Genomic DNA, 13,137 nt, shown 5'->3' with positions numbered 1-13,137 from the left:
ATTCCAAACACCACCGTCCCCAAAAAACCAGCCCGCCCTCCCAATCTGGGGAAGCGGGCTGGTTGGTCTTGGGTTAATGCGTATCCTTGGGCTTGTCATGCTCCTCGTCAAGAAACGGCTTGTTCACATAGTAATACATTACACCCATCAATACACCGCCGCCAATCAGATTCCCAATGGTGACAGGCACCAGATTGTGCACCACACCGCCCCAAGAAATCGTACCGGGATGATCGAGCACCAGTGCAATCGCAAAGGTACACATGTTAGCTATGCTGTGTTCATATCCGGAAATAAAGAAGCAGAATACGAACAGGACCATGGCGAACATTTTAGCCCCGTCGCTTTTCATTGACATCGGAACAAAAAACGCCAGACAGACCAGCCAGTTACACAGAATCGCGCGGAAGAACAGCTGCATTGCCGGGGCTTCCATCTTGTGGGCCACCACATTCAACAGGAATCCGTTCACACTGGAGTCATAGAACAATCCTGTCAAAAAAATCAGCAGCGCAAAGGCGGTGGCCCCGAGAATATTGCCGATGTAGCTGATGACCCACATCCGCACCACCTCGGTCCACTGCATCTTGCGTCTTAAGGCAGCATACGTGTAATAAAATGTATCCCCGGTGAACAAATCGCCTCCGCCGTAGGAGATCAGGATGATGGCTGCGCCGAACGTAATCGCAGCCATCGGATAGGTCATCGGTGATTGCTCCATGTAGAAAAAGTTGCCCGTCTTGAAGGCTACAATTACGCCGAATCCGATAAACATACTAGCCAGCATTGCTCTGGCGATATAACGCAAAATGCTTTGCTGATAAATCTTCTGTTTCTTCAGCGCCAATTTCTCAACCTGCAGCAGTGCCTCGTTCTCCATATGACCTCCGCTTAATGCTTGTATTTTCCGCGATGATGGCAGGCTGATACAGCCCCCTAGGGTATTATACCCAATAAACCGCTGGAAATTGCTTGAATCACGGAGCGTCAATATATTACAAATTTTATTTAGTGAGAATCCGTTGCCGCTGTGCTAGCTGCCGTCATCCGGATCATTCAGCTTGGCAATGGCTTCCGCCTTTTCGCTGCTGGCTACGACAATAAGCACAAATATCAGGCATCCCAGAATCATCCGCAGTTCCTCACTTCCTCCATACGTTGCCTTAGTGACAACTTATGTAGGGTAGTACTCTATTATGAATGAATCTTAAGCTGCTGATATCCGAGGCTTAACCGCTATGCGCAAAAAAAGCCTGCTGAACCATCCAGCAGGCTAGAACGAAATAGCTGTTTATCTATACTCGGACAAGGTGTCAGTTCAAGAAGCTGCTCAGCTCGCTATCGCTGCCGGCTTGCTTCAGCACTTGCGGCTGCGAGGCTTCGTTCAGCCCGAGACGGTTGTTCAGCTGCGTGTTGATTGTCGTCATTTTGGACGTATAATCCTGGCAGCTTTCGATAATCCGGCGGTTGGACTGCTCGGAGGTATCCAAGGCACTGAGCAGATCGCCGATGGCCTGATTCACTGCCTCCAGCGACATGGAAGGCTTGGACAGCAGCTCTGTCGTCTTCTCAGTCGTGGTGCGCAGCAGACGCGCATTCTCCTTGAACTGGTCCTCAATCGTCTTGTTCGTCGCTTCCACGGCGGAAATGACATTTTCCTGATCGGCCAGGGACATTGCAATCATCGCGGATACGGTGATCAGATTTGACGTCTTGTCAATCGCATTGTTGACCGAATCAATCAGCTTATCATTGTTGTCATTGATGATGTCCGTGGCGGCAATAGCCTGATTATAAAGCAGAATCATCTCGGTCATGGACTGGATCCGCACCATGACCTTGCGCAGACCGCGCTCCAGATAAGCCTTGCGGAATTCATTCTCCGGTTTGGCGATTTCCACCTCGAACAGCTCCTTCAGCTTGTTGCCAAAGGCAATCTTGGTCTGCAGGTTGTAGATTTCGTCCATGGAGGTGCGTTTCAGCTGCCGCATGTTGACAATGCTCTCTTCAAGCGTATCACGTCCGTCCCGCAGGCCGGTCACGATGGCATCGATATTTGTGCGTACGGACTGATATTTGTAGACATAATTCTTGAGCGGACTCTTGCGCAGCATTTTGCCGAAAAAGCTGACATTTTTGCTCTGCTGCAGATTCTCACATTCATTACGCAGCTTCATAATCATATTCGGCACTTCGACGCGTTTGCCGGACATCAGATCATTGACCGGGCGATCCAGCAGTTTCAGGGTTTGTCCCGCTTTTTCCTGCGTCTTCACCCCAAGCTTGCCGATATCATCCATTAAGGAATCCAGTGCAACGGTATCGGTCTTGGCTACCTTCTCAATTAATTGGGAAGCTTCTGCAACTACCTTCTGCTCATCTTCTTTTTTGAGCTCTATCAACTGCGTGGACATGGGTTTCCCTCCTATAATTCGGAACTGCTGTACCGCTGATGAATCAGTTCCGCCTTGGTCTGAAGTTCCATCAGGTCTTTATGCTCGATCGTAGAGGCAATCTCCGTAATTTTAGAATCAACATCCCGCAGACCGTTCAGCAGCATTCTCCGATTTTTCGTTTTGGCCTCACCGCCAAGCCGCAGGAAAGGATTGATGACCCCGTTCAGGTCCTTCAGCACCAATCTGCGAACCGTGTGGTTGATCTCACCGTTGCCGAGCTCCTGAAGCAGCGGAATGATCCGCAGGAGCCTGGCGATCAGTGCCAATGATTTCTCGACAATTTCATTGTCGAGCGTATCCTTCTGACCCTCCGAAATAATCATATCCTCCAAAATGCTGAGATACTCCACCACCGGAGCGAATTCCGCTCCGATCCTGACCTCAGCCTGTCCTCTGCCGGACAAGGAATGTGGTGCACCGGTTTCCGATCCTGCGGGAGCAGCCCGGATCACTTCAGGACTGCCCGCAGCAGAAGCGGGGGCGATCGCTGCTGGCTCCTGCCCGGCCGGAAGTATCTCCGCCGGCAGGTTGGTTCGTGTGCGCTTGCCTCCAAGCAGCCCGATGGCAGCTCCGGCAACCGGGAACAGCAGAGAGAGCAGCTCTGGCAGGAAAGCGCTCGTCAGCAGAGCCACAACATAGCCGGCTCCTGCATACAACAATACTTTTGATTTCGAATAAATTGTCATCACCTCTTGCGAGCGTGTGAAATCACACTCAATTCACGGGATCCGTAATAGCGGATTCATCGTGTATTCTCATGATCATAGGCTGCTCTATATGGCTGGCCAGTATATCACCGGCGAACCCGGCAGGCTGAACCTCGCCGCCCAGCGCGCTTTTAACCGCCAGATAAGGGAAGTTGATACCAGTCAGACAAGAAACATGCAGCCCGCCGGACATCCGGGGGTTAATCTCCAACAGCTTGGGAACTCCGCCGCCGTATTTCATTTGTATATTGTAATTATAAGGGATCTTATAGGTTTCGGCGACACGCTTCGCAATATTCTCAAGTTCGGGAATATGCTCCATAACCCGCAGCCGCCCGTTGTCCTTGCGGCGCGGCACGGCGGCAAGTAGCCTGCCGTTCTCGTCCGCCAGACAGTCGATACTGTACTCGTACCCTTCGAGAAGCTCCATAACCATCAGGGCAGGAAACGAGTCTACTCCGGAAAGGACGCGGTATGCCTCATCAAACGAAATATGCTGCGTCACATAACCGAAGAGCTCCTCTATAGGGCTGCGGCTGTTATTAATGATACGGAAGCCAAGCCCGCCTTCCGTCTCGGTAGGCTTAAAGCAGACCTCATGCCCTTTGGCCACAAGATCCTCGTAAGCCGCCTTGAATTGTTCCGCTGTATCAACAACATGATAATCGGGAATTTCCATTATTCCGCTATCCTTAACTTTGTTATAGAACTTGCCTTTATCCAAAATCATCTCCAGCAGCTCCAAATCGCGGCAGACCAGCACTTTCGTGCCGACGGCATCAAACATTGCAGCATGTAGGGCGATATCCATCATATGCAGACGCGGGATGAAGATATCAATCTCATTGCGGCGGCAGAAATCTACACAGAACTGCACGTATTCGATCCCTTCCAGAGCAGGTTCAGTTCCTGCAACGTCAGCGCCTTGCAGCGACATATGCCGGATATCGGAGTGGGTAGCAAAGATTTGAACAGGAATGCCGTCCTCATTATTCCGTATGAGATTCATATAATGAAAAGCCACGGAGAACCAGCGGTTGAAATAAATATTTACCTTTTTCATTGCGGCCCAACTCCCAATGTCGTTAGATTGTTATAAATCTTCTGAACATACTGCATAATTTCTTCCCCGGCATGGACGCCCGACAGCTCTGTAAAGGGATAGTTCAATTCTACTAGAGTGGCCTGCTGCTCGGCAAATATTTCCCCATGCCTCGGGGCAATGGCATAATCCGCGCTCTCCAGCAGACATTTGTCCAGCAGGGAATCCCCCGAAGCAACCATCGGCTCCGAATGAACCGTGCGGCGCACATGAACAATCGCATCGCTTTTGTTCACAGCCTCCGGCACTACATACAGCTTGCGGCCCTGCAGAGAAACCTTCCAGCCCAACCCAAGCAGACGTTCTGCCAGATGGTTAATCTCATCCAGAGGCAGGAGATCGCGGTACACCATAAATGTATAGAACAGCTCATCGCAATACCGTTCGTTGATAATCCATTCCGGACGCACCACCGATCGTACAAGCTTTCCCACTTCTTCAGCGGCAGCTGAATTGCGTTCCACCAGCCTGCCGATCAATGCCCGCCACTGCTGATCTACCACTCCGCGAACAAGAATGTTGCCACCGTTGCTGGTGACGGCATAATCCGGAATAATCGTCTCCTGGAACAGGTTGATCCGCTTATACTCCGCAATGGTCCGCGTAGTCACCGGCATGAAGATGATACTTGCGGTGAGCTCCTTCAAGCGTTGCAGTGCTGCGTGTGAAATATAGGAGACCGTTTTGCCGTCAATAATTTCAGCCGGCACCAATCCCGGTGAATCCTCTGGAACAAGCAGCGCGCCCAGGGAATAGATCAGGGTACGGTCTAAATCGCTGGCGTAAATCAATCGCTTTCCCCTCCTTTCAGCGGCTGGATAATTCCGCAGCAGGAATAGGTAAGCCCGGGATACACTTCTACCGGAACCCCCCGCTCCTCCGCCAACAGCAGAATGTGGCGCAGATTCGGGTTATCCATAGTATCGACAAGAATTTTCCAGGGTACTCTGCGCAGCAGCACACGCGTCGTCTCTCCCACGCCCGGCTTGACCAGATTGATGTTATCAATGCCGAACGTCTCCTGAATACTCTGGACATCACGCATTCCCTGCCAGGTAATCTCCGGCGGCGCTTTCAGCATGCCTGCAGCTATTGCCGCAGCATCCGCGGTTATGGAAGCGAAATGGGGTGTGATCGCTTCGATAAACACATTGGAGAGGTCACTGTCCAGCCATTCCCTATAGAACTTCGCACCATGGAACTCCTGCGGGCCGATCAGATCCTCTCGCAGCACCGTACGGCTTATGAGTCCTGACACCGTCGAATTCAAGCAGGCGCTTGGGATCAGATAATCCTCCCTGGTCCCGAAAGTCTGCGAACAGCTTCCCGGATCCGCAAGTACAGCCAGATCGTCATTCAGCGCAATCCCGTATTTCTTATAGAAATCGGCGCAGGATTCAGTAAGCACTTGGGTGATTGCGCCTTTGCCCGTCCAGCCGTCAATAAACTGCAGATTGGCATCCATACCATGCTGCTGCAGCATGTAGAGAATTGCGTTCTCATCCATGCCTTTGCCGCGGATAATTGAGATGCTGTAGTGCGGCAGATCCACGCCGTACCGTTCGGCAATATAGCGTTTAATCAGTACGCCAATCGGCGTTCCCGCTCTGGCCAAGGAGACCAGCACCGTATGGTCTGTCCCCCGCCGGGATACGATCAGCTCGGAGACAACCGCAACCGCCTGCGCAACCTTTACCGCAGAGTGCCGGAGTGTCTCCTGAAACAATGCAATATACGGCTCCGTCGGCTGGTATTCCACAGGAAGCATCTCCGAATAGCTCACCCCGGACTGAATGGCTTTCTCCCGCTCCGCCGTACCCAGCTCCAGGGATACATTACTGAGATCCTTAAGCAGAAAACGAACATCCGATGGAGGATAGCTGCCGAGCGGAACCGGAGGGGCTATTCTTTTGCTCATGATCGTTTCTCCGCTATCCGTTCCCTTCATCAGCGGGCACCTCCACTTCCAGTTCAGGACCCAGTACAATCAGATGCACCTTGTTGCCGGCCAGCCCCTTCAAAATATCCATCATCGGCTCAATCCGAATATGAGGTACATCACGCTCCAGCAGCACAAAAATATCCCCATATTGGCCGGGGTCCACATTGTAGATATAATTCGTAATCCCCGTGTCTGTAGCCGATGGATAAGCAGCTGCGCTATGCACGCCATAATCCGGCCGGCGATCCGGATGAATCGGGCTGCGGGTGGATGACTGATAGGCAACCCCTTCCCCCATTTCGGCCGCAATCCGCATAGGCAGATACATAAATTCACCGACACCCATCACCAGGGCAGAGGGGCTCTCGCGCAGTTCGCGAAGCTGCGCTGCCACCTGTGCTGCACCCTTGTCGATCCAGACATTATCCTCCGAGCTAAGACCGAAGCGGCCGCTAAGCTTCAGATACGGCGAAGTGTTGATTTCCCCGCGCGAGTCGGTAGAGCTTACTGCCAGCCGCTCCAATCCGTCACGGATATACGTAATCATAACAGGCGCCTCACGGGCAGGCTTCGCCTGTCCTTTACCAACTTCTGCATCCAGCACAGGCGTCCCCTTCACTTCAATACAACCCTGCAGCAGAGACAACGCCTTAATCTGAATCCCGAGCTCCTGCTCCAGATCACGGTAAGCCTGAATATGCCCTTCGCTTCTCCAATCCAGCAGGGAGGCTACTACGTATTCCTTGCGCGGGAACTTGGACTGGATATCCCTGATCGTGTTGATCGCCGTATTGCCGGTCGTAATCTCGTCATCTACGAGTACAATCGGCTCTTCTCCAGATAACAGGGCAGCGTCCAGGGCATAACAGAGATGGTCAACTGCATGAGAATGCTCTTCTTCAAAGCTGATAATTGACGCCATCTCCGGAATGTCTTCACGGGTGGTATGAATATATGACGCGCCTCCGGCAAAAATGTTGTACATGCTATGACCCAGCGCAGTAGCAGTCTCGGCAAAACCTACAAAAACGACCGGCCGCGGAAGCACCAGCTGCGCGGCCAGCAGCTCGTGATAGGCTTCCTCTGCATGGAGAGGATGAATAAGTCCGTGAACCGCCGCATCCAGCAGCTTGTCCATCTGCTCATTGCCGGCAGCTCCGCCGTTCATTTCCCGGTATAAAAGCAGCCCCAGCGCTGCTCCGCTGAGCAGTGGAGTATAGGGCATTACCGGAATATGCTTGCCGAGCACCTTGCTGACAAAGAGAAAGGAACGCTTTTTATTGATCCGTGCAGCCATGGAGAATAAAGCTTCAACCGGCATATCAAAGGGGTTGGATGTTTCGGTTACCGTAACCTGCAGGTTCTGGACGATATTAAACGTGTGTATATTCGTTCTCGGGCAGTAATCCGACAAAATGCTGTTGTTCATGTAACACCCCGTATACTTGAGATCGTAGTAAAATACGTCTTGCCCAGTTCAAATGCGGCTTAATTTCATTCATTTTGTTATAGTATTCGCTCTTGAACACTCCACGGCTGCCATCATTGCTCTCTACAATGCTGAGTGCATCCACATATTCCTCATGCATCACCGTATACAAGGCCTGCACCGGTCTTAGATGGGAAGGATGGATAATCGTCTTGCCGACAATCCCGTTTTCTTTATCCAAAATCACTTCACGGATCAACCCGTCCATGGCGCTGGAAATATAATTGTTGCGCATCTCCCGGCCCTCCCGGCCGAAGGTATCCTCAAAGGGGGTCTGCCGCAGCTGCGGGCGGAGCACCCGGTGTCCTTTGCTGGAGAAATACTCCCAGACCGGTCCTGAAATGACATAACCTTCTTCCACCCGGCCGAACACATTAATAATATCCGACATGCAGTCGCGGATGGGCGTTAGATCATAGATGCTTATGTCCAGGCTGCGGCGCAATCCGAACAGACTGGAGAAATCGGTCGCTCCGATCCGGACATTCAGCACATAATCACGGTAATCGCCAAGCAAGTTGCGGATGGCCAGCAGGCTGGCTATCCGGCTCTCCCGGTAAATAATCGGGGCGCTCTCCAGAATCGGCATGCCATACAGCACAGGGGCCAGATAACTGCGTGAACTGTTATAATCGGCAATCGCCTCAAAGTACTCCACGCCATTGTCCACTGAGAACTTGGGAAAGACAAACCCGGTAAGCATGGTGATAAGCGCTCCCAGCCGGAAAATCAGCTGCTGCAGCTGTTCCGGATTGCGGACGCGGATAAATAGCAGGGGAAGACTATTTCCGGGGTCAGACTCATTCTCGGCATAAGCCGACAGAAAAGAAAGATGCCTTACCACTGACTCTTCAGCGTAATCAACCTCTCCATCGCCTATCGCATCCTCCAGATCAATAATGACCGTCACCAGTCCCGAAGCTCTGAGCTTCAAAATATCTTCAGCCACAGAGGACCGGGTAGCCGGCATATAGAGAGCGGCCCCAACCGCATAAGCCAGCAGTTCCTTGCTTGTAGTATGATTAAATGAAACAGGCGGAGAGTAGAATAATGACGTTTCTTGTTCTTGTGTCAGGTAATCGAAGTATCTCAAAGGCCTTCCCCCTTATAGTTTTGCAAAGCGGAGCAAAACAAATAGCCTCTCCTTATAGAGAGCTGCAGAACCGGCTATGCCGTCCTCTCGGGGACGGCTTCCGGCTCTCTCAAATACAAGCAAAGGCCATGCTATTCCATATACGATTACCCGGGATAAAAGGGAGTCACACCTTCCCTGTGATGGTCCTCTTTATCCTATGAAACCTTAAAATTACGCGTTTCTGTTCATTTCTTTCTTTTTCTTTCCGGAACTGTACAGAATGGTTCCCACAAAGACCGCAATCAGAATGGTGAAGAAAATGAAATGCGGCATTTCAAATCCGAATGCTCCAGCAAGCATTTTGCCTGCAATCAGGGCAATCAACAGGAACGCTGTCTGCTCCAGTTCAGGGAACTTGGCAATGAGCTTCAGGAACACCTGTGCCACACCACGCATCATCAGCACGCCTAGGATACCGCCCAAGAAAAGTACCCAGACTTTGTCGCTCAGACCAAAGGCGGCTACCACACTGTCGATACTGAACGCAATATCCATCAATTCAACCAGCAGTACAGTTTTCCAGAAAGAGGTGCCTTTATGTTCTTTCCCTTCTTCACCTTCACCGGGTTCATTGCGCTTGAATAATCCTTTATAAGCGATATAAAAGAGATATAATGCCCCAAGGACTTTGACGAGCGTAAATTTAATCAGGAATGTCCCTAATCCAATCGCCAGGAATCTAAAGAGGTAAGCTCCCAGAATCCCGTAAAACAACGCCTTCTTCTGCTGTTCTTTCGGCAAATGCTTAACCATTACCGCAAGCACAAGCGCATTATCTGCCGATAGCAGCCCTTCGAGCAAAATCAAGCTCCCGATAATCCCCCAGCTGACCGGGTCAGAGAGCGTTCCTACAATGTCGCTCCAAGAGAAAAAGTGCCCATAATTCTCGCTGATACTTCTAAAAAAATCACTGAACCAATCCATTTTGCTTGCGCCTCCGGAAAAATTAAATTATTTACTGCCTGCTACCCAGCGCAGTCCCCAGCCATAGGCCTGATCCATCTCCTGATGGCCGCTGAAATATTGCACAAGCCGTTCAATGCTGAATGTATCGCCTACGTTCCGGATTAATGCAATAGCGCACATGCCTTTCCGGTTGTTATGCTCGTCCAGATTCACAATAATCTCCGGACCCCCAGCCTGAGTGATGGTGACGACTCCATCGGCTTCAGACCAGTGCGTAACCCCCTTGTAAATAAATGAAAAGATTAAAACTCGTTCTATTTCCGCAAGCTTACTTCCGTTTATACGCAAGTTCTCGCCGGATGTTACGGTGCCTGTCCGGTCATCGCCATCGAGCACCACATAAGGCGGCTGCTGAAGATTGCCGAAAGCATTGCCCAGCGCTTGAACGACTCCTTTACGGCCATTCTTCAACTCGTACAGGCAAGCGAGATCCAAATCCACGCCCCCTTTACGGCTGAATAACCCTCCGCCTTGCTTCTGATTCCAATTCAGATTGATGAGCACTTCTCCAAGACCGGCAGCTGATTTCTTCAAATTTATGGAATCGCCCTTTTTCTTCAGCTCAATCTTCTTGAGGTTGAGATTCAGAGGTGGCGCAGAAACCTCTTCAATCCTGGGTGGTGCAGGCGGTACAGCCGCCGGGATACTCCGGGATTCTTGCACGGGAGGTACGGTTGGCCGAACCAATTCCGGCGCAGAACCTTTCTGCGGTTCACGGAGTTCAGGAACCGGATCATCTTCGACATCAATTCCATAGTTAGCGCACAAGGCTTTAAGTCCGCCGTTAAATCCAGCCACAATAGCACTGAATTTCCACTCACCGCTATATCTATATAATTCTCCTACTACAACAGCTGTTTCCACAGAGAAATGATTTTCAAGATTACAGCGCAAAATCTCTATACCCGTCGCCCGATCCAGAATCCGGCAATGGGCCTCGCTCATCTGCCCGAACATTTGATTGCGGTTTTCGCCATCGTACAGTGTAATTGCAAATGCAATCCTCATCGTCTGAGCAGGAATGATATCCAGCTCGATTTCAAAGTGTTTAAGACCGCTTGATTTGGTACCGGCTACATCCTTATCCTTATATCTGATGTATGCCGTAGATGGATTGTTATAAAAGATCAGATCTTCATCGCTGCACACTTTGGCTTGTTCTCCAAGCAAAAATGCAGAGGCATCAATTTCCATAGAGGACGGAGCCTGCCAGCCAATCTCCACGATAATAGAGCGAAGCCCGGGATTTGCTTTGGTCAGGTCTACCTTCTGGCCTTTAACCACTTCAATATTCATTCTTAAGCCACCTTTGTAAATGGATAAGAGTATAAAAAGGGCAGGATCGATGAGATCCCGCCTTTCAAGCCTTTGAAGCTGTTATTGCGCGTCCAGTCCATAGTTTCTGCATAGAGCACTTAGGCCGCCGGCAAATCCGCTTCCAATCGCCTGGAATTTCCAATCGGCACCATGCCGGTAGAATTCACAGAATACAACAGCTGTCTCCGTTGAGAAATCTTCACCCAAATCATATCGCAGCACTTCGCGATCGCTGGAAGCATCCACGACACGAACAAATGCATTGGACACCTGTCCAAAGTTCTGTGCCCGTGCATCACAATCATAGATCGTTACCGTGATCCCGATACGCTGAATATGGGCAGGAACCTTGCTGAAATCAACAATGATCTGCTCGTCATCCCCGTCGCCTTCTCCTGTACGGTTATCCCCCGAATAGGTTAAAGAGCCTGCACCGCCGGTTGGATTATTGTAGAATACAAAGTCGTCCGCACCTTTAGCTTTGCCGTCTTCATGCAGCAGGAACGCTGAAGCATCCAGGTCAAAATCCTTGCCGCCACTGTATTTGTTCGTATCCCAGCCGAGTCCCACCACTACCTTCGTCAGACCCGGATTGGTCTTGGTAAGATCAATCCGTTGTCCTTTAGAAAGACTGATCGTCACTGGCATCAACCCTCTTTCGTGAATGGTTTCATCTAAGGTCTAGATGTCTAGGTTGGCTGCAGCAAATTTTATTGCAGTCCGTAATCGCGCGTCAGACCGGCAAGACCGTCTTTGTAGCCTGCGCCGATAGCATTAAATTTCCACTCTGCTCCGTGACGGTACAGTTCACCAACCACCACGCCCGTTTCAACGGAGAAATCTTCACCAAGGTCGAAGCGGATCAGTTCTTCATTGTTTTCCTCGTTGATGATACGCACATAAGAACGGGATACTTGTCCAAAGTTCTGGCTTCTGGACTCCGCTTCATAGATGGTAATGGTAAAAGCAACCTTATCAACATCAGCAGGGATGTTCTTCAGATCCACTTCAATCACTTCATCATCGCCATCACCTTCACCGGTACGGTTATCGCCGGCATGAACAACGGAAGCATTCTCATTCTGCTTATTGTTGAAGAAGATGAAGTTGCTTTCTTTCCCAACTTTACCTGCGGCATCTGTCAGAAAAACGGAAACGTCGAGGTCGAAATCCTTGCCGCCATCGTATTTGTTGGTATCCCAACCGAGGCCGACTTTGATTTTGGACAATCCCGGATTACTTTTAGTCAAATCGATCTTTTGCCCTTTGGATAAATTAATTGCCATAGTTATTAAACCTTCTTTCCGAAATTAGATTTAAATGTATCGTTCAGCCAATTGATTGATATGTGCCGCATGGGCACCTTCACCGATTGCGGCAAACTTCCATTCTTCGCCGTGCCGGTAAAGCTCTCCACAGATCAGCGCCGTAAAGCCTGTGTAATTGTCGGTCAGATTAAACCGGATCAGCTCGGCATTTCCGGCAGCATTGATAATGCGGATATACGCCGATTTGATCATGCCGAAATCCTGCTTGCGGTTCACGGCATCATAAATGTTAACTACTACAAGGACCTTGTGCACATCGGAAGGGATCGCCTTCAGATTGACATTGATTTGCTCATCGTCTCCGTCACCATCACCCGTCAGGTTATCCCCGGAATGAACAACGGAATTGTTAGGATTCTGCTTGTTGTGAAAGCATACCAAATTCATCTTGCTGGTCAGCTTACCATTCTCGTTCAGCAGCAGCGCCGAAGCGTCGCAGTCCACATTCGCCTGTTTCTTCGCACCGAAGAACCCGCGGGCAGGTTCGGCAGGGTCCCAGCCCAAACCTACAATAACGTTAGCCAGCCCGGCATTTCCTTTAGTTAAATCAATCTTCTGTCCTTTTACCAAATTAATTCCAGCCAACTTTACGTACCTCCGTTTCCGAAAAGAATCACAGCCTGTAAGTCTAGCATTCTTGGTTGTTATACCACTCATACGGTAAAAAACCCAATCCGTTTCATCCGATTAGTGGA

At 50.4% G+C, this 13,137-nt stretch carries 13 protein-coding genes; all 13 read right to left on the bottom strand.

What is annotated here, in order from left to right; translation table 11 throughout:
* Positions 1–73: 73 nt before the first annotated feature.
* The 13 genes from NST07_RS01845 to NST07_RS01785 all read right to left on the bottom strand — a co-directional run bounded on the left by NST07_RS01845 (position 74) and on the right by NST07_RS01785 (position 13,027).
* Positions 74–880, bottom strand: a complete 807-nt coding sequence (locus NST07_RS01845) for a formate/nitrite transporter family protein (RefSeq protein ID WP_341089351.1) — start codon at positions 878–880, stop codon at positions 74–76.
* A 433-nt stretch (positions 881–1,313) separates the two neighbouring features.
* The gene (locus tag NST07_RS01840; protein WP_341377082.1) at positions 1,314–2,414 is read right to left on the bottom strand and encodes a toxic anion resistance protein; all 1,101 of its coding nucleotides are present in this window, start codon (positions 2,412–2,414) and stop codon (positions 1,314–1,316) included.
* A gap of 11 nt (positions 2,415–2,425) precedes the next feature.
* Positions 2,426–3,136, bottom strand: a complete 711-nt coding sequence (locus tag NST07_RS01835) for a hypothetical protein (RefSeq protein WP_341097521.1) — start codon at positions 3,134–3,136, stop codon at positions 2,426–2,428.
* A gap of 34 nt (positions 3,137–3,170) precedes the next feature.
* Positions 3,171–4,226 (bottom strand): ATP-grasp domain-containing protein, encoded by a 1,056-nt coding sequence (locus NST07_RS01830; RefSeq protein WP_341377081.1) that lies wholly within the window; start codon positions 4,224–4,226, stop codon positions 3,171–3,173.
* Positions 4,223–5,056, bottom strand: a complete 834-nt coding sequence (locus NST07_RS01825) for an HAD family hydrolase (RefSeq protein WP_038585059.1) — start codon at positions 5,054–5,056, stop codon at positions 4,223–4,225. Before NST07_RS01825 ends, NST07_RS01830 begins: the two co-directional genes overlap by 4 nt.
* Entirely contained in the window at positions 5,053–6,213 is a 1,161-nt protein-coding gene (locus NST07_RS01820) for a cysteine protease StiP family protein (protein WP_341377080.1), read from the bottom strand. Before NST07_RS01820 ends, NST07_RS01825 begins: the two co-directional genes overlap by 4 nt.
* The gene (locus NST07_RS01815; protein ID WP_341380312.1) at positions 6,197–7,504 is read right to left on the bottom strand and encodes a phosphoribosyltransferase family protein; all 1,308 of its coding nucleotides are present in this window, start codon (positions 7,502–7,504) and stop codon (positions 6,197–6,199) included. The genes NST07_RS01820 and NST07_RS01815 overlap by 17 nt, the downstream gene beginning before the upstream one ends.
* 76 nt (positions 7,505–7,580) lie before the next feature.
* Positions 7,581–8,789 (bottom strand): HpcH/HpaI aldolase/citrate lyase family protein, encoded by a 1,209-nt coding sequence (locus NST07_RS01810; RefSeq protein ID WP_341089344.1) that lies wholly within the window; start codon positions 8,787–8,789, stop codon positions 7,581–7,583.
* Between the two features lie 213 nt (positions 8,790–9,002).
* On the bottom strand, positions 9,003–9,755 hold the full coding sequence (locus NST07_RS01805) for a TerC family protein (RefSeq protein WP_341089342.1): 753 nt from the start codon (positions 9,753–9,755) through the stop codon (positions 9,003–9,005).
* A gap of 27 nt (positions 9,756–9,782) precedes the next feature.
* Positions 9,783–11,093 carry a TerD family protein gene (locus NST07_RS01800; RefSeq protein ID WP_342480963.1) on the bottom strand — a complete coding sequence of 437 codons (1,311 nt, stop codon included), beginning with the start codon at positions 11,091–11,093 and terminating at the stop codon, positions 9,783–9,785.
* A gap of 81 nt (positions 11,094–11,174) precedes the next feature.
* Positions 11,175–11,756, bottom strand: a complete 582-nt coding sequence (locus tag NST07_RS01795; RefSeq protein WP_341089339.1) for a TerD family protein — start codon at positions 11,754–11,756, stop codon at positions 11,175–11,177.
* A 68-nt stretch (positions 11,757–11,824) separates the two neighbouring features.
* Entirely contained in the window at positions 11,825–12,400 is a 576-nt protein-coding gene (locus NST07_RS01790) for a TerD family protein (protein ID WP_341089338.1), read from the bottom strand.
* A gap of 30 nt (positions 12,401–12,430) precedes the next feature.
* A complete protein-coding gene (locus NST07_RS01785; RefSeq protein WP_341089337.1) occupies positions 12,431–13,027 on the bottom strand; it encodes a TerD family protein in 597 nt (198 codons plus the stop codon).
* Between the last annotated feature and the right edge of the window lie 110 nt (positions 13,028–13,137).

It is taken from the genome of Paenibacillus sp. FSL L8-0340, assembly GCF_038593145.1.
GTDB lineage: Bacteria > Bacillota > Bacilli > Paenibacillales > Paenibacillaceae > Paenibacillus_AQ.
The sequence above is the reverse complement of the archived record's forward strand: the minus strand, read 5'-3'. Positions and strand labels throughout refer to the sequence as shown.

Coding starts and splice junctions, on each gene's coding strand:
- NST07_RS01845 (WP_341089351.1), bottom strand. CDS start 880: ATGGAGAACGAGGCACTGCTGCAGGTTGAGAAATTGGCGCTGAAGAAA.
- NST07_RS01840 (WP_341377082.1), bottom strand. CDS start 2,414: ATGTCCACGCAGTTGATAGAGCTCAAAAAAGAAGATGAGCAGAAGGTA.
- NST07_RS01830 (WP_341377081.1), bottom strand. CDS start 4,226: ATGAAAAAGGTAAATATTTATTTCAACCGCTGGTTCTCCGTGGCTTTT.
- NST07_RS01820 (WP_341377080.1), bottom strand. CDS start 6,213: ATGAAGGGAACGGATAGCGGAGAAACGATCATGAGCAAAAGAATAGCC.
- NST07_RS01815 (WP_341380312.1), bottom strand. CDS start 7,504: ATGGCTGCACGGATCAATAAAAAGCGTTCCTTTCTCTTTGTCAGCAAG.
- NST07_RS01805 (WP_341089342.1), bottom strand. CDS start 9,755: ATGGATTGGTTCAGTGATTTTTTTAGAAGTATCAGCGAGAATTATGGG.
- NST07_RS01800 (WP_342480963.1), bottom strand. CDS start 11,093: ATGAATATTGAAGTGGTTAAAGGCCAGAAGGTAGACCTGACCAAAGCA.
- NST07_RS01790 (WP_341089338.1), bottom strand. CDS start 12,400: ATGGCAATTAATTTATCCAAAGGGCAAAAGATCGATTTGACTAAAAGT.